General features: G+C 45.2%; 15 protein-coding genes. 9 read left to right on the top strand and 6 right to left on the bottom strand.

Going from position 1 to position 17295, the window contains the following annotated elements:
• Positions 1 to 45: 45 nt before the first annotated feature.
• Genes PQG45_RS05780 through PQG45_RS05770 form a run of 3 tightly spaced genes read left to right on the top strand, consistent with a single transcriptional unit; the run spans position 46 to position 3116 of the window.
• Positions 46 to 1293 carry a 3-deoxy-D-manno-octulosonic acid transferase gene (locus PQG45_RS05780; protein WP_315577466.1) on the top strand — a complete coding sequence of 416 codons (1248 nt, stop codon included), beginning with the start codon at positions 46 to 48 and terminating at the stop codon, positions 1291 to 1293.
• Complete coding sequence (gene rsgA, locus PQG45_RS05775; protein WP_316070445.1) at positions 1280 to 2212, top strand: ribosome small subunit-dependent GTPase A; 933 nt, start codon at positions 1280 to 1282, stop codon at positions 2210 to 2212. Before PQG45_RS05780 ends, rsgA begins: the two co-directional genes overlap by 14 nt.
• Positions 2193 to 3116: an ROK family protein gene (locus tag PQG45_RS05770; RefSeq protein WP_315577468.1), complete on the top strand. Its 924-nt coding sequence runs from the start codon at positions 2193 to 2195 to the stop codon at positions 3114 to 3116. Before rsgA ends, PQG45_RS05770 begins: the two co-directional genes overlap by 20 nt.
• Here PQG45_RS05770 and PQG45_RS05765 read toward each other — a convergent pair.
• Together PQG45_RS05765 and PQG45_RS05760 are read right to left on the bottom strand one after the other, a co-directional pair.
• Positions 3113 to 4219 (bottom strand): acyltransferase family protein, encoded by a 1107-nt coding sequence (locus PQG45_RS05765; RefSeq protein WP_315577469.1) that lies wholly within the window; start codon positions 4217 to 4219, stop codon positions 3113 to 3115. The two genes, PQG45_RS05770 and PQG45_RS05765, sit on opposite strands and share 4 nt — an antisense overlap.
• A 3-nt stretch (positions 4220 to 4222) precedes the next feature.
• Positions 4223 to 5860 (bottom strand): S8 family serine peptidase, encoded by a 1638-nt coding sequence (locus PQG45_RS05760; protein ID WP_315577470.1) that lies wholly within the window; start codon positions 5858 to 5860, stop codon positions 4223 to 4225.
• An 82-nt stretch (positions 5861 to 5942) separates the two neighbouring features.
• On the opposite strand from PQG45_RS05760, the gene PQG45_RS05755 reads away from it, so the two are divergent.
• The 4 genes from PQG45_RS05755 to PQG45_RS05740 all read left to right on the top strand — a co-directional run bounded on the left by PQG45_RS05755 (position 5943) and on the right by PQG45_RS05740 (position 9159).
• Positions 5943 to 6335 (top strand): hypothetical protein, encoded by a 393-nt coding sequence (locus PQG45_RS05755; protein WP_315577471.1) that lies wholly within the window; start codon positions 5943 to 5945, stop codon positions 6333 to 6335.
• Positions 6336 to 6427: 92 nt separating this feature from the next.
• Complete coding sequence (locus tag PQG45_RS05750; protein ID WP_315577472.1) at positions 6428 to 8587, top strand: TonB-dependent receptor; 2160 nt, start codon at positions 6428 to 6430, stop codon at positions 8585 to 8587.
• 11 nt (positions 8588 to 8598) lie between these two features.
• Complete coding sequence (locus tag PQG45_RS05745; RefSeq protein WP_316070444.1) at positions 8599 to 8799, top strand: heavy metal-binding domain-containing protein; 201 nt, start codon at positions 8599 to 8601, stop codon at positions 8797 to 8799.
• Between the two features lie 108 nt (positions 8800 to 8907).
• Positions 8908 to 9159 carry a heavy-metal-associated domain-containing protein gene (locus PQG45_RS05740; protein ID WP_316070443.1) on the top strand — a complete coding sequence of 84 codons (252 nt, stop codon included), beginning with the start codon at positions 8908 to 8910 and terminating at the stop codon, positions 9157 to 9159.
• Between the two features lie 33 nt (positions 9160 to 9192).
• Here the strand turns inward: PQG45_RS05740 and PQG45_RS05735 are convergent, their stop codons facing one another.
• Positions 9193 to 11289 (bottom strand): Tex family protein, encoded by a 2097-nt coding sequence (locus tag PQG45_RS05735; protein WP_316070442.1) that lies wholly within the window; start codon positions 11287 to 11289, stop codon positions 9193 to 9195.
• A gap of 216 nt (positions 11290 to 11505) precedes the next feature.
• Positions 11506 to 12207: an XRE family transcriptional regulator gene (locus PQG45_RS05730; protein ID WP_315577476.1), complete on the bottom strand. Its 702-nt coding sequence runs from the start codon at positions 12205 to 12207 to the stop codon at positions 11506 to 11508.
• 108 nt (positions 12208 to 12315) lie between these two features.
• Between PQG45_RS05730 and dinB the strand changes: the two genes are divergently transcribed.
• Both dinB and PQG45_RS05720 read left to right on the top strand, forming a co-directional pair.
• The gene (dinB, locus tag PQG45_RS05725) at positions 12316 to 13503 is read left to right on the top strand and encodes a DNA polymerase IV (protein WP_315577477.1); all 1188 of its coding nucleotides are present in this window, start codon (positions 12316 to 12318) and stop codon (positions 13501 to 13503) included.
• 2 nt (positions 13504 to 13505) lie between these two features.
• Positions 13506 to 16424 carry a DNA polymerase III subunit alpha gene (locus PQG45_RS05720; protein ID WP_315577478.1) on the top strand — a complete coding sequence of 973 codons (2919 nt, stop codon included), beginning with the start codon at positions 13506 to 13508 and terminating at the stop codon, positions 16422 to 16424.
• A 321-nt stretch (positions 16425 to 16745) separates the two neighbouring features.
• On the opposite strand, the gene PQG45_RS05715 is transcribed toward PQG45_RS05720, so the two are convergent.
• Both PQG45_RS05715 and PQG45_RS05710 read right to left on the bottom strand, forming a co-directional pair.
• A complete protein-coding gene (locus tag PQG45_RS05715) occupies positions 16746 to 17039 on the bottom strand; it encodes a type II toxin-antitoxin system RelE/ParE family toxin (protein WP_315577479.1) in 294 nt (97 codons plus the stop codon).
• Positions 17026 to 17226 carry a hypothetical protein gene (locus tag PQG45_RS05710; protein ID WP_315577480.1) on the bottom strand — a complete coding sequence of 67 codons (201 nt, stop codon included), beginning with the start codon at positions 17224 to 17226 and terminating at the stop codon, positions 17026 to 17028. The genes PQG45_RS05715 and PQG45_RS05710 overlap by 14 nt, the downstream gene beginning before the upstream one ends.
• Between the last annotated feature and the right edge of the window lie 69 nt (positions 17227 to 17295).

Here is a 17295-nt window from a genome sequence, read left to right as displayed (position 1 = left end):
CTTATTTAGTAATTTTATTGATTCAACATCAAATTTAGTAAAAACTTGAGAGTTTGGTTGTATTCTTTTGCCTTGTTTTTGTACCGACAATTAGTGCGGCTTGTTTCCTATGTGAAACCTAAAGCTCAATTGTGGAATGCGGGGCAATCTGACGTTTGGGAAGGTTTGGAGAAAGCTTTACGCGACAACACCAAGCCTGTTGCTTGGTTTCATACCGCATCCTTGGGGGAATTTGAACAAGGCAAACCCGTCATGGAGGCCTATCGAGCACAATTCCCGACCCATTTTATCTTGCTTACATTTTTCTCGCCTTCCGGATATGAAGTTCGTAAGAATACGTCAGGGGTTGATTATGTTAGCTATTTGCCTTTGGATGGGGCTCGTGCTAGTGAGCGCTTTCTGAATTTAGCGAAACCTTCTGTGGCAATTTTTGTCAAGTATGAGTTTTGGTATTTTTATTTACAGGGACTTCGTCAGCGTGCGATACCTACGATTTTGATTTCAGCCATATTTCGCTCCAATCAAGTTTTTTTTACTTGGTATGGGGGATTTTTTCGGTCGCTACTACAATGCTTTACTCAAATTTTTGTCCAGGATGATCATTCGAAAGCGCTGTTGGATTCCATCGCTTTGACCCATGTTCAAGTGGGAGGAGATACGCGTTTTGACCGGGTTGTCCAACATTTGCGTCAGCCCAAACCTTGGTCTTTATTAAATCAATTTATTAATAATCAGGCTTTTATGGTGTTAGGTTCCGTTTGGCAGGCCGATATGGATGTTTTGATTCCACTGATTAATTCCAACGAATTTCCGTTTAAATGGGTCATCGTTCCCCATGAAATTCATGCGGATGAATTGAAGAAATGGGAGTCGGCCATTCAATTACCTACGCAGTTTTCAACGGAATCACCTCGGTCAGATGCGCAAGTGCTGATCGTTAACGAAGTCGGTTATTTGTCTCAGATTTACCGTGGGGCGTCCTTTGCTTACATCGGTGGAGCCTTTGGTGCCGGATTGCACAACACGTTGGAAGCCAGCGTATACGGGCCTACCGTGTTTTTTGGCAATAAAAATTATACTAAATTTAAGGAAGCACGCGATTTGGTTGAATTTGGTTTAGCCTACCCGATTGCCGATATGACTAGCTTAGCGCGCAAAATGCGTGAAATCTATGATGCTGAGGATGTGTTTGTAAATAAACAGGTTCAAGCTCGAACATTCGTTAGTCTTCAAGCAGGTGCGACGCAAAAAATTATGAATTACTTGATCGAACAAAGCCATGGAATTAAATAAAGGTCTCATCATGCGATCGACAGGTTCTTGGTACGAAGTTCGTTCGGAATCAGGGAAGGTGTTTGCGGGCCGACTGAAGGGCAAATTTAAATTAAAGGGGCCTAAAACGTCTAATCCTATCGCTGTGGGAGATCATGTCATGTATGCCGTGGAGGATGCTGCGAATGAAACGGTGGTCATTGAAGAGATTCTTCCGCGTACGAATTACATCATCCGGAAATCGGTTCATAAAACAGCGCAAGGTCAATTAATGGCGGCGAATGTGGATCAAGCGATTTTTGTCATGACCTTGAAATCCCCCAAAACATCCTTGGGATTTTTAGATCGTTTTTTGGTAACAGCCGAGGCTTTTCGTATTCCCGTTCAAATTGTATTCAATAAAATGGATTTGCTTTCAGAGGAAGAGCAAGATCAGGTATTTGAATATGCGGGATTATATCAGGAACTCGGGTATGGGATCTTATTTACGTCCATTCCCGCAAATCAGGGGGTTGAAGAGTTTAAAGCTATTTTTCAGAACAAAGTATCTTTATTGGCTGGTCATTCAGGCGTAGGGAAATCAAGTTTAATGAATTTAGTGGCTCCAGGCTTACAAATTAAGACCAAAGAGATTTCTGATTTTGCCCAAAAAGGAGTTCATACAACGACCTATTCGACCATGTGGGAAATGAACCCGGGAACTTATTTGATTGACAGTCCCGGAATTAATGAAATGGGGGTGTTCGAAATGGAAAAAGCGGAACTCGCGCATTATTTTCCTGAAATGCGGGCACTTTTAGGGGATTGTAAATTCAATAATTGCCTTCATTTATCCGAGCCGGCATGTGCCGTTCGAAAAGCCGTGGAGGAAGGCGACATCGCTACCAGCCGCTATTTAAGTTATTTGAGTATATTCGACAATGAAGACAACAGACGCTAATTTATGGGGGATTGATTTGGGCGGCACGAAAATTGAGTGTGCCGTCTTGAACGCTTCAAATCCTGCAGAGGTCCTGATTCGTGAACGGATAGATACAGAGGCAAGCCTTGGCTATACACATATTTTGAATCAAGTTAAAGAATTGGTCGACCGCGTGTCATCCCAATTGGGTTATCGCCCTTCGCGCATCGGATTTGCTACGCCTGGCGTATTAAATCCGCGTACACAAACGATGAAGAACTGTAATACGGTTTGCATGAATGGCCAGCCCATGGCTGCTGATTTAGCTTCCATTTTGCAATGTGAAGTGAAACTTGCGAATGATGCCAATTGCTTTGCGTTAGCAGAAACCTTGCTGGGGGCTGTTCAGGATGTAAATCCAAATGCCGAAATGGTTTTTGGTATTATTATGGGTACCGGCGTCGGTGGTGGTTTAGTTGCCCATGGAAAAGTTGTGAGTGGACTACATGGTATCGGTGGCGAGTGGGGGCACAACATATTGGAGGAGAATGGTCTTGACTGCTATTGCGGAAAGTCGGGGTGTGTAGAGCACGTCATATCTGGACCTGCCTTGGAACAGTTTTATTTCAATCAAACGGGTGAAGCTAGACGAATGCCTGAAATCATGCAGCGTTATGAGGCAAAATCAGACCCTGCTGCGGAAGCCACGGTAGAAAGGATGCTTGAAAATTTTGGTCGGGCAGTTTCTACCTTAATCAATGTGATCGATCCCGATGTCATTGTTATCGGAGGGGGGGTAGGAAATATTGATCTACTTTATTCGGAAGGGTATAACCGTATTCGAAAATACATCTTTAATTCTGGCGAGGTATTAACGCCGATCCTTAAGCCCAAATTAGGCGATAGTGCTGGTGTTTTTGGTGCGGCGATGCTCTTCGCCTAAACTTTTAAGAACCACTTCTTGCGGTAAAATACGTAGCATATCGACCAACACACCAATACAAAACTGATGGCATAAGCCAAAGAACCATTGTATTTGCCGAAAACGGGTTCGAATAAATGCCAATAAAGCCAAGAGCCCAAGTCGGTCACCCCATTCCCTTCTGGCATTTCAATTTTACCCATTTGAATGGCTAATACCTCAGAAATGGCGTAGGCCAGTATCGAATTTGTGCCAAAAACAAGGAAGAAGGTATTCGCGAAGTGCCGTTCTTTGGTTTCGATCCACCAACTTAAAAGCCCAATTAATATAAAGTCAATGCCCGCACATAATAAGACAAAAGAACTTGTCCATAGTTTTTTGTTGATGGGAAAAACCTTATTCCAAATCAAGGCAATTGCAATTAATGCAAGACCATAAACGAGTAAATTGGCTAAAGGGGATTTGTTAATCGCACGTTGTTTTTCCAGGTACATACTCGCTTGATAGCCTAATAAACACGTTGAAATGGCCGGTAGTGTACTTAATAATCCTTCTGGGTCAAAAGGTATTCCATTTCCATGATATAGATGATTGGGTCCAAATAAAAATAAATCCAATTTTAAAACCGCATTTGTACTTAATTCATAGGGCACATTCGTGTCGCCAAAAAATGCCATGATAGCCCAATAAGTGAATAGAATCCCCACATTGATGCGTGTTAGCCAAGTCGAGGGAGCACTTAACGTAATGAAGGAAACGGCGCAATAGGAGAGTGCAATACGCGGTAAGACATTCAGGAATCGCATTTTTTCAATAGAGAAGTCCGTGAATGGGAAATAAAAGATCACGTAATTGATGAAAAAAAGCATCAATGTTCGTTTGATAATCTTTGATCGAACACGTGGTGTTAGTGAATAATTAAAAGATTTAAATGAGAAGCGCATCGCAACCCCAACCATAAACAAAAAAGTAGGAAATACGAGATCCGTGGGAGTGAAACCATGCCATTGAGCATGTAACAGAGGCGCGTATGTAAAGTTGCCGTTTCCGGAGGTATTAACGAGAATCATCCCTGCTAATGTAATCCCACGCAAGATATCCAATGATAAAAACCTTGACTTCATAGATTATAGGTTTAAGAGTACAGGGATCGTTTGGCTACCTGCTTCCGATGTAAATCTAAAATAATATTTACCAGAAATGAAAGGTGGAAGGAAAATTTCGAAGGAAGTTGGAATATTTGTAAGTGTTTGTACAACAGAGCCTTGTGGAGAGATGATGTCTACTTGCAAGGCTTGCGTGTAAGGATGTTGGATGTGTAATTGCTGACCTGTAGCAAGCGGGTTCGGAAAGACCAATATTTCAGGTAGCTGATTTGGTTCTGTACTTAAAATCGGACTGATGATTTTGCTTGCACGCTCAAAATTTGGAATTCCAAAGCCGAGGTAATTGTCTGGTTTCGATGCAATTGATCCAGAAAGTCGGATCCCTTGCATGATTTCCCACGCATTTTTTGTGGGATTTGCTTGTACTAAGCCTGCTGCAAGGCCTGCCATTAAAGGTGCAGAGAAGGAAGTTCCATTGAGTGGGCTAATGGTCCCGGCAGGTAATGCTGTAATCGTTGATATGCCCATGGCGGCTACATCGGGTTTGATTCGATTATCAAAACTGGGACCTATGGAGCTAAATCCGGCACGGGTTCCCGTTCTGTCTACTGCGCCTACCGTTAAGATCGAATCGGCATCTGCCGGGGAAGAAATGTATTTCCAACTACCCGAACCCTCATTTCCCGCAGAAATCGTGCAAATAATTCCACGTCTACTTGCCCACAATGCGGCAAGCGTACTCAATGCCGTTTTCCCATTCATGTCTTGGTAACTATGGTCATAACTGGGGTTATCAAATTTTGTGTATCCCAGCGATGAACTTAGAATGTCTGTACCTAAGCTATCTGCCCATTCTGCACCGCGTAGCCAATTGGCTTCCTCGATCAATAATTCGTGTTGGCTTTCTTCCGTTTGAGCCAAAGCAAAGTTTGCCATGTATGCCGTCCCATAGAGTTTTCCAGGGACTTGTGCAGCAATGGTACTCATAACTGCAGTTCCATGTGAACCAGATTCGTAAACCGACTTTCTGGTTGGGTCAGTTGTTAGCGTTGATAAAACTCTTTTTTCTTGATATACGGCGCCCATTGCTGGAATGGTATTGGCATCCATGTAGCCATCATCCAAAAGACTTATCAGAATATTTTCGCCTTTGAAGCCCGTTTCATGCATTACATCAACACCCAGCTGTTTTATTTGTGTCGAAGACGTACCATAATCAGGTTGTGCAGTGCTGCTTAGTGTACGATTAAGGTTGTTGGAAAGTTGGCTTGGCAATGAGTCCAACGCCATGTTTTTGTAATATCCGCTTACACTTGGCAATCGCAATAAGGTATGTAGTGTTGCAAGGTCTGTTTTAATAACGGCACCATTAATCCATTTAAGTGGGTAAAGAACTTGGGCGCCTCGCATTTTTAGTTGGCTGATGTAGCTTGGATTTACAGGTAAATCTTGTTCTGAGACTTTAATTTGCATTTTGTCTCTTCTTGCTAGGGCGCGCGCACTCAGGAATGCTTGCGGCTGACTCGTTGAATATTCGCTTCCTTTTTTGTCTTTAAAAAGGATTAAATATCGGTATTGTGGACTTTGTCCCATTGTGGTATTTGCAGCGAAAATACTGAGCAAACTGCCAATGACGATATGATGGAAAAGGCTTTTCATTTGTTCGAATTTACTTATATTTAGGCTTACATTGAACAATTAGCAAGATTTTATCGTTTGAAAGGTTCAATGCCTTATTTTTATGCGCAGCTTGACACAACGTAGCTTATTAATCTTCTTGACTGCATGGCTTTTGCTGAGCAGTATCGGGGTGGCATGGTCGCAGGCTACTTGTTTATTTACGGGTATTCAAAAACTATCGTGGGCAACAGAAAAGCCTTTAAATAATAGTCGAAAATCTGAAATCAAGCGAACTCCATGTTTTCATTATAAGCATTTTCAACTTAAAAATCAGTCGGCCTTTGCATCAAAAAAGCAGGTAATTAATCACATTGCACCCGGTAAAGTTTACGTCTTTTCTGCTGCGCCCGAGCCATTGTTTGATGGGCAAGAGGCGTGTAATCTAAACTCCTCGTCGTTCTTCGTAAAATCGCAAACGGTTCGGCGCGCACATTTACAGGTTTATCGGATTTAGTCGAATAAAATGGTATCATTTTATTCACTAAACATCGATTAATCATGTTCTCAAAATATATACTTATTTTCTGCCTGCTATGTTCGCAGGCCATGGCTCAAGAAATCACCGGTCGGGTGATGAGTCTGGATGATGCTGGCAATATGGAAGACCTTCCGGGTGCTACCGTTTATTACCAACCTGATAAAAAAGGAGGGATTGTCGGGACGAATGGCATGTTTTCCATCAAGGTTCAACAATTTCCGGGTTGGCTGTACATTCGCTCCGTAGGATTTAAAGCTGATTCTGTTTGGGTTACAAAGCCACAATTCTTCCATGTGCATTTGCGTGCGCAAGATTCCGAGCTTTCTGAGGTTAAAGTCGTCGCAAGTCCGGGTGGACAGGATGTGCAATCCATTCAAAGTCGGGAAGTTTTGACGATGAAAACCCTTGCCAAGGCAGCTTGCTGTAATCTTTCCGAAAGCTTTGAAACCAATGCCAGTGTATCTGTCAATTTCTCAGATGCCGTGACGGGGGCCAAACAGATTTCGTTACTTGGGCTTTCGGGAACCTATGTGCAAACGCAAGTGGAGAATGTGCCTTCCATTCGTGGGTTGAAATCAACCTACGGTCTCAATTACATTCCGGGGACCTGGATTCGTTCGATCGATTTATCCAAAGGGCAAAGTTCCGTCGTCAATGGTTATGAATCCATGACGGGGGCGATCAACATGGAATTGGCGAAACCGGATACCTCGGAGGTTTATTTTTTAAATGCTTATGGGAATTCGCAGGGGCGTTTTGAGGTAAACCAACAAGCTGCACATAAATTCAATGGGAAACTTTCGACGGCATTGTTGACGCATTATTCCCAACAAGCCGCTCGGATCGATGGGAATGGTGATGGGTTTATGGATTTACCTTTATTTAATTTAATCAATGTGATGAACCGATGGAAGTATGCCACGGAACATTGGATGGTTCAAGCAGGGGCTAGTTATTTAAGAGAAACGCGTTTAGCGGGACAAAATGGATTCGATGAACAACAATCGAACCGCTACCAAGTATATGGATTTGGGAGTAATACCGGCCGTTTCGAGGCATTTGCTAAAATCGCACGTTTGTTTCCGACGAAGCCTTGGAAGGGTGTAGGTTTAATCCTTTCCACGAGCCAACATCAAAATGACGCTTATTTTGCTTTTAAGCAATATGCGGGTCGGGAACAGAGTATGTTTGGGAATTTGATTTATCAATCCATGATTTCCAATACGAATCATACCTGGAAGGCAGGTGCCAGTTTCTTGTATGATGCTTACCAGGAGCGATACTTGGATTCGAGTTTTGCCCGGACTGAATTAGTCCCTGGGTTTTTCGGTGAGTACACGCTCATTATTCCCAATAAATTTACGTTTGTAATAGGGAATCGCATCGATTTTCATAATCAATTAGGGACGAAATGGGTGCCTCGTATGCATGCCAAATGGGATATCGCAGCGAATTGGATTATGCGAGCGTCACTAGGGAAGGGCTGGCGACGCGTGAATCCTTTGGCAGAAAACATGGGTTTTTTGGCGAATAGCCGCTATTTGCAGGTCGGGGCTGATTTAAATCCATTAGAAGAAGCCTGGAATTATGGTGTTAGTTTATCCCATGATTTTACAATCGGCAATCGAAAGGCGAATCTTGTGTTCGATTACTTCCAAACGGATTTTACCCATCAATGGATGGTGGATATGGAGACTGCTCATGCCATTCGGATGTATTCGAGTCCAGGAGTTTCCTATGCCAAAAGTGCGCAAATCGAATTTAATTATAGTCCGCTGCCACGTTTAGAATGGAAAACGGCTTATCGTTTTCAGGATGTTGCCTCGGATTATTGGGGTCAAAATGGAAGTTTGAGAAGATTGACAAAACCTTTCTTAAATCGGGATCGTGTGCTTGTCAACTTGGCTTATGCCACGAAATACGATATCTGGAAGTTTGATTTGACTTGGCAATGGAGTGGAGCACGTCGGATCCCAAATGCTTATGTGCATACTGGAGATGCTCCCGAAGTGAGCGCACCCGCCTTTTCGATGGTTTATGGACAAGTAACGCGTCAATTTAAACATTGGGAAATGTATCTCGGAGTAGAAAATCTTTTTAATTTTACACAGCCTAATCCGATCATGGGCGCAGCGGATCCATTTGCACGTGGATTTGATGCCACAATGGTTTGGGGGCCCGTAGCAGGTCGCATGGTTTACACAGGATTACGTTATAAAATCAACTAATTAATCATATCATGAAAAAGTTCATCTTAGTATCCGGAATGTTTTTTGCAATGTTTGGAACATTTGCACAAACGCAAGAGTCTAAAAAGTCAAAGACAGAAGAGAAAAAGGAAGTTTATCAATGTCCAATGAAGTGCGAAGGAACTAAAACCTATACGAAAAAAGGGAAGTGTCCAGCTTGCACGATGGATTTAAAAGTGGTTAAAAAATAGGTTATACTCCCCAGGCTGAAGCCTGGGGTTAAAAAAAACAATTGAATGAAGTATATATTATTTTTTCTGTTCTTGCCTTTCGGGTTATTTGCAGGGCCTTCACAAACTGTGAAAATTAAAACGTCTGCTATTTGTGAGATGTGTAAGGAGCGCATCGAAAAGAATTTGGCATTAACAAAAGGGGTAGAAAAGGCCGATTTGAATCTCGAAGATCAATCGAACATCACCGTGGTGTATAATCCAGATAAGATTGACGTGGCGAAGATTAAATTGGTCATCGCTGAAACGGGCTACGATGCCGACGAAGTTAAAGCATTAAAAAAGAGCTTCGATAAGCTCCCTAATTGCTGTAAAAAGTAAAAAACGCCCTCATGTGATTGTGAGGGCTTTTTTTTATTTCTTCATGCTCAAAGCGATTCGTTTTCGCGCCTCATCTACTTCGGTCACGGTCACCATGACTTTTTGAGCTACTTTAACGATTTCGTTGGGGTCTTTGACGAATTTGTCGGCCAACTGGCTTACGTGGACTAATCCGTCCTGATGTACGCCAATGTCCACAAAGGCACCAAAGTTCGTGATGTTTGTTACGATACCTGGCAATTTCATGCCAATGCGTAAGTCCTTGATTTCATTCACGCCTTCTGTGAATTCAAAAGCCTCGAATTGTTCACGCGGGTCCCGACCGGGTTTTGCTAATTCAGCCAAGATGTCCGTTAGCGTAGGCATACCCACTTCAGTTGTAACATATTTCTGTAATTGGATTTGCTTGCGAAGGGATTCATTGGCCAATAAGTCGGCTACCTTACAATTCAAATCCTTCGCCATCTTTTCCACGATGTCATAGCGTTCTGGGTGAACAGCACTTGCATCTAAAGGATTTTTTGCGTGGCGAATGCGTAAGAATGCGGCGGCTTGTTCATAGGCTTTTTCGCCTAAACGTGTCACTTTTTTCAAATCAGAACGTTTGATGAAGGGACCGTTTTTGGTTCGGTAATCGATGATGTTTTGGGCCAATTGAGGGCCAAGACCCGAAACATAGGACAGGATTTGCTTGGATGCGGTATTCAGTTCGACACCTACCGAGTTTACGCAAGAGATGACTGTGTCGTCCAAAGAGGCTTGTAATTTCTTTTGGTCAACATCATGTTGGTATTGTCCCACACCAATTGATTTTGGATCAATTTTAACCAATTCGGCCAGTGGATCCATCAATCTGCGACCAATGGAAACCGCCCCACGAACGGTAATGTCTTTGTCGGGGAATTCGTCTCGAGCAGCTTCAGACGCGGAATAGATGGAAGCACCACTTTCGTTGACCATGATGATGGTTACCCCCTCAAGTTTTAAATTTCGGACAAAGGTTTCCGTTTCCCGACCGGCTGTTCCGTTGCCAATCGCGATGGCTTGCACTTTGTATTTCTTTACCCAAGCGCTGATCGTGTGAGCTGCCTCTTGTGCTTGTCCAGGACCTGTATGGGGGAATACGGCAGTATTGTCTAGGAGCGTACCTTGTTCGTCGAGGCATACCACTTTACAGCCGGTACGGAATCCTGGGTCGAGTGCGAGTACGCGTTTTTGGCCTAGGGGTGCTGCTAGAAGTAATTGGCGTATGTTTTCCGCGAAGACGCGAATCGCTTCCTCATCGGCACGTTTCTTTGCCTCTGCCCGCATTTCATTTTCCATGGCCGGCATGAGTAGGCGTTTGTAGCCATCTTGGATGGCTAATGTTACTTGTCGGGCACAGGCATTATTTCCCTTGATGAAACGACGGTCTAATTTGTCGAGCACATCTTGGTCGGGGCCTGCCAGATTCAAGTTCAATATTCCTTCATTTTCGCCTCTAAATAGGGCTAGGATTCGATGGGAAGGAGCTTGGGCTAAAGATTCTGACCAGTCGAAGTAATCTTTGTATTTGATTCCGGCATCTTGTTTGCCTTTGGCGACGGTGGATTTGACGGTGGTTTTGCGTGAAAACAGTTGGCGTGCTTCTTCGCGCGCTTCGGCCGTTTCCATCATTTCTTCGGCCAAAATATCGCGTGCTCCGGCAAGCGCTTCTTCGGTATCATCTAAGAACTCTGCAGCCAAAACTTCGGGTTCGAGCATGCGTTGTTCGAATAGTTTATTTGCCAAAGGCTGTAGTCCTTTTTCCCGTGCAGCCATGGCGCGTGTTTTGCGCTTGGGTTTGTGGGGTAGGTAGATGTCCTCGAGTTTGGCGAGGGTTTCTGCTCCGCGAACGGCTTTTTCGAGTTCGGGGCTGAGTTTATCTAATTCTTTGAGTGATTTTAGGATGGCCTCTCTGCGTTTTTCCAATTCGACAAATTGGTCGCGTAAGTCGCGTATTTGGGCAACTTGTACTTCGTCTAGGCTTCCGGTCGCTTCTTTTCTGTAGCGTGAAATAAAGGGAATTGTCGCGCCTTCGTCGAGTAGCTCGACGGTTTTGCGTACTTGGTTTTCTTGGATGCCGAGGGCGGAAGCTATTTTTGAAATCATGATTATTAGACGTTGGACGTTAGACGTTTGACGTTGGAAGGAGTCCGAAGTCAAAAAGTCCGAAGTCCGGTGGTGTAATTGTTTAAGTTTTTCCTTTGGACTAGTTCCTCCAGACTAATTGCCTCCGGACTATTTCCATTTGGACTAACGACTAGCGACTGATGACTAGCGACTGATGACTAGCGACTGATGACTAGCGACTAGCGACTGTCTACTCTACTCCGTAATCGGGAAATCACTGTGAAAATAACCTGCAAATTTCCAGATTTCTTGGATTTCAGCGCCGAGAATCGGATAGGGATCATAGGTTTTATTCGTCGAATTTAGGATCAATACTTTGCGGTCAGCTAAGTGATTAATGACTTGTTTCAATACGACGCCATCTTCGCGCGTCACGACGATGCAGATGGTACCGTCTTTGATGGCGTTCCAGTCTTCTACGTATTCCGCGAAGACAAGTGAGCCGGGTTGCAGGGGCAACATCGATTCGCCTTTAATCGGAAATACGCGGTATTTTTTATCGCGTGGTAAGAAGGGAACTTGGAAGGTAGGTAGTTCTTGGATGAACTCGACATCATCATAAGAAGCGGTGTATCCTGCTAATGCTTTGACGGGGACCATCTCGATATTCTCTTCGTTATTGGAATCCACCGTCGTAGCTAAAATACGTAGCTTCGGTTTGTTGGCCATTCCGGGAAGTCTTTTGGAAAGATCTTCCTTGAGTAATTCGTCTACTTCAACCTTGAAAAATTCAGCGATATCGATGAGATCGGCATATTTGGGTTCTGCTCTGCCGGATTCGTAGGAGCCCAACGTGGGCTTTTTGATTTTGATTAATTCAGCCAGTTTTTCTTGCGATGTTTTCTCGGACATCTTGCTGCGTAAAAAACGTAAATTCTGACTAAAAAAAGTGCTCATGCGATTTGCTTATTTAATTAAAATGAATAAAATTCGTATCCAATATTTAATCGTATACTCATCGAAGTTACGAAAGGTATTCGAAATACACAAATAGCTACCAAATTTATGCAAGAGCGCGCCATTGTGCACATGGACTTAGATTCTTTCTTTGTCTCGGTCGAGCGACTTCGAGATCCGCGTCTCGTGGGGAAACCCGTGATCGTAGGAGGCTTGTCGGACCGTGGTGTAGTAGCGGCGTGTAGTTATGAGACACGGGCTTTTGGGGTACGTTCGGCGATGCCGATGCGCATGGCCCTGAAGTTATGTCCGGATGCGATTGTGTTGCGCGGGGATTTTGAGGCATATGCACAGCATTCGGATTGGGTGACGCGGATGATTATGGACCGGGCGCCCGTGGTGGAGAAGGCGTCAATCGATGAGTTTTATTTGGATATGACGGGTATGGAGCGCTTTTTTGGTTCGTATCAATTTGCGACGGATCTGCGCCAAAAGATTCACAAGGAAACAGGTTTGCAGATTTCCTTTGGTTTATCGGTTAATAAAACGGTTTCCAAAGTGGCCACGAATCATATCAAACCGGCTGGCCAGTTCCAGGTGTTGCCGGGAGAGGAACGGGCTTTTTTGGCACCGATGACGGTTGGGAAGATTCCCATGATCGGTGCGGTGACAGCCCAAACCCTTCGAAACATGGGAATTGTCCATGTGGGTACCCTGAGTCAAATGCCACTGAAGGTCCTGGAACGGACTTTTGGTAAATCGGGTGTTATGTTGTGGGAGCGGTCTAATGGCATCGATTTACGTCCTGTCGTGCCTTATTCGGAACAAAAATCCCTTTCGAAGGAGATTACGTTTGAACAAGACACGACGGATGTGAAGTTGTTGCACCGGATCTTGGGTTCGTTGACCGAACAACTGGCCTATGACCTACGCAAACTTGGCCAATGTACCTCGTGCATCACGGTCAAATTACGCTATTCGAATTTTGATACGCATACCCGACAAATCAGTATTCCGGCATCTGCGAGCGATCATCGCTTGATTCCGGCGGTGCATGAATTGTTTGAGAAATTGTATGATCGCCGACTGTTGATTCGGCTGATTGGGGTGCGCTTTTCTAAATTATTACAAGGCCAGGAGCAGTTGAGTTTGTTTGATGATGGGGCGCGTTTGGTGCCTTTGTATGGGGCGATGGACAATCTGCGAAATCGCTACGGGGATTTCTCGGTTTTACGGGCGAGTGGACTGATGGAGCGCGGAGAGCGTCGAAATGCTTTAGTACCTAAGTCGGAATAGCCATGTACCTAAATTGTCATTCCTATTATAGCCTCCGTTATGGAACGCTTTCGCCTGAGCAGCTGGTGGAAGCGGCAGTTGCGCGTGGTATTCAGGTATTGGCCTTAACGGATATTCACCGTGCTTCTGGGGTTTTCGATTTTGTGCAGGCCTGTACGGAGGCGGGGATTAAGCCGGTGGTGGGCATGGAATTTACCAAAGGCTATGTGTGTTTGGCACGGAATCCGGCAGGTTTGGCACAGATTAATGCCTTTGCATCTCAGGTTTTATTAGCTGGCGGGGATTGGCCGGATCGTCCTCCGGAATGGGAGGATGTGTGGACGATTTTTCCGTTTAGTCGGCGGCGGAGCTTGCAAACCCTCGGCAAGAACGAGCGTTGGGGTGTTCGTGGGACCGATTTGAAGGCTTTGTGGAATGTAAAGGATTTGGGTGGGATGGTGTGGTGCCAACCGGTCACTTTCTTAAACAAGCAGGGTTTTTCGATGCACCGTTTGTTGCGGGCGATTGACCAAAATGTCTTATTGAGCAAGCTATCTCCGAAGGCGCAGGCGCAGGAGGATGAACGAATGTACACCCCCGCGGAATTGCGGGAGATTTGTCGGGATTACCCCGGATTGCTCGATGCATCTGAGCGGTTGCTGGCCGACTGCACCTTTAGCTTTGACTTTAAAATGCCGAAGAACCGACGCTTGTATGGATCGAGTCGGGAGGATGATTTGGCTTTGTTGACCAAACTCGCTTATGAGGGGTTGCGATATCGGTATCCACGATCGGACCGGGAGGCGAAGGCGCGGGTAGAGAAGGAGTTGAAGGTGATTCACGAATTGCATTTTGATGCCTATTTTCTGATTACGTGGGATATTATACGTTATGCGCGTTCGCGGGGATATTTTCATGTGGGGCGAGGTTCGGGTGCGAATTCGATTGTGGCCTATTGTTTGGGGATTACAGATGTGGATCCGGTGGCCTTGGATTTGTATTTTGAGCGATTCATTAATCCGCATCGGACAAGTCCGCCGGATTTTGATATAGACTTTTCGTGGGATGAGCGCAATGACATCATCGATTATATCTTTAAGCGTTACGGCGCGAAGCATGTGTGTCTGCTCGCTACGTATGTGACGTTTCGGGATAAGTCGATTTACCGGGAATTAGCGAAGGTATTTGGTCTTCCCAAAGCCGAGATAGACGCTTGGCTCGATCCGGCTACCGCGATGCGGGAGGTGAGTTCGGAGATTCAAACGTTGATTGTGAAGTACGGGAATTTGTTATTGGACTTCCCGAATTACCTGAGTATTCATGCGGGGGGGATTTTGATTTCGGAAGAGCCGCTGTTTGCGTATACGGCCTTAGAGCCTATGCCAAAGGGTTTTCCAATCTGTCAGTTTGATATGTATGTGGCGGAGGAGATTGGTTTTGCGAAGTTTGATATTTTGTCGCAGCGGGGTTTGGGGCATATCAAGGAGTCGGTGGATATCATTCGTGCGAATTGTGGGGTGGATGTGGATGTGCACCGGGTGCAGGATTTTATGCAGGATGAGGAGGTGCGCAAGCAGTTGATGCGACATGAGACGATGGGCTGCTTTTACATTGAGTCTCCGGCGATGCGGCAGTTATTGAAGAAGTTGGACTGCGAGGATTACTTGACTTTGGTCGCTGCTTCGTCGATCATCCGACCGGGTGTGGCGTCGTCGGGGATGATGAAGGCCTATATTGAGCGGTATCATGCGCCGGATTCGTATGAGCCCGTGCATCCCTTGATGGGGGAGCTGATGAAGGAGACTTATGGGGTGATGGTGTATCAGGAGGATGTGATTAAGGTGGCGCATTATTTTGCGGGTTTGAGTTTGGCGGAGGCGGATGTGTTGCGGCGGGGGATGTCGGGCAAACACCGTTCGCGTGCGGAATTTGAGCGGATTCGGGAGGCTTTTTTTGTGAATTGTGCGGCGAAGGGTTATGCGGAGTCGGTGGCGCGGGAGGTATGGCGTCAGATGGAGAGTTTTTCGGGTTATTCGTTTTCGAAGGCGCATTCGGCTTCGTTTGCGGTGGAGAGTTACCAAAGTTTGTATTTGAAGACCTATTATCCGCTGGAGTTTATGGTGGCGGTGATTAATAATTTTGGGGGCTTTTATCGGACGGAGTTTTATGTGCATGAGGCACGGCGCTGTGGGGCACAGGTGGAGGCACCGGAAATTAATGCGAGTGATTATTTGACTTCGATTCGCGGATCGGTGGTCTGGATGGGATGGGTACATGTGAAGGGTTTGGAGAAGCGGGTGATTCAGGATTTGTTGGAGGCGCGGAGGCAGGGAGGGCCGTTTCGGTCTTGGGAGGATTTTGTGCATCGGGTTTCTTTGGGCTTGGAGCAGGCGATTTTATTGATTCGGGTGGGGGCTTTCCGACATTTAGGTGTGGAGAAGAAGCCTTTGTTGTGGGAGGCGCATGCGCGTTTTCAAGGAAAGGCGGCACCTGTGGTAGCGATGGAGATGTTTGGAGATGAGGTGTCGGATTTGGGTGTATTGCCGGATTTGTTGCATGATCCGGCGGAGGATGCCTTTGATCAGTGGGAGATATTGGGTTTTCCTTTGTGTTCGCCGTATGATTTGGTTTCCGACTTGCCCAAAACCTTGTTGAATGCGGATTTTGCGTATGATCGCGGGGATATTTTGGGCTATTTAGTGACCTTAAAGCCGACGCGGACGAAGTCGGGCGACCGTATGTATTTCGGGTATTTTGTGGATGTGCGGGGTGAGTTTTTTGACACGGTGCACTTTCCGGCAGATTTGAAGAAGTATTCGTTTCGGGGAAATGGTGTGTACTGGATGCAGGGTGTGGTGATGGAGGAATTTGGGCATCGCAGTTTACGGGTGCAGCAATTAAGGAAGCTCGGCTGGCGGGTGGATCCGAGGAGGGAGGACTAGGGGGAGTGAAGAGTTAAGAGGGAAGAGTGAAGAGTTGAGAGGGGAAAGTGGTCAGTCACTAGTCACTAGTCGTCAGTCCGGAGGGAAATAGTCCGGAGTCCGAAGGGGGGGGGGTAGTCAGCGGTCAGAAGTCAGTGGTCAGTTGGCAGTGGTCAGTTGCTAGTCCGGAGGGAAATAGTCCTGAGTCCGAAGGGCAGTAGTCAGTGGTCAGAAGTCAGTGGTCAGTTGGCAGTTGCTAGTCCGGAGGTAGCTAGTCCGAGCGAATGTATAACCTAGCTCTTAACTCTTAACTCTTCACTCTTCACTCTTCACTCTCAAAACTTACCTCTTACTTCTCCGCCGCATGTGGAGAATCGCAATGATGTATATACATTGATTGTCTTCATCTACTTGGTAATGAATCATATAGGGGAATTGTGAAATAATACAGCAACGGATATTAGGTGCATAGCGAATGTATGTCAAATGAGGGAATTGAATGATAAGCCCAATGGATTGAGAAATCTGCTTCAAGAAATAGGTTCCTAAAAGTGCTATCTGATTGTTATACCACGAAATATTTTGGTTCATTTCAACATAAACTTGGCGTGTCGAAACGATTTTATAGATTTTCATGCTGGCTTTTAAGTCTTTGAATAATTTCTTCCCAGCTCATTTCGTAATTATCTGATTTATTACGGGTGCGGAGGCGTTCGGTGACAATGATTTTATGCCAATTCGGAATTGCGCTTGATTGAGAATCTTCGATCAATGAAAGTTCGGAATCTTGGTCTGGAAGGGGGTAACGATGTGTCTTTTGCATATGTGGTTTATTTGAAAACAAACTTAGGTGCAAAAACAAAAAAGTCTAATTCGATAAAAGACTAAAAAA

It is taken from the genome of Aquirufa regiilacus (genome assembly GCF_032470275.1).
GTDB lineage: Bacteria > Bacteroidota > Bacteroidia > Cytophagales > Spirosomataceae > Aquirufa > Aquirufa regiilacus.
Note: the sequence above shows the minus strand (reverse complement) of the source record. Positions and strands in the feature narration are given on the sequence as shown.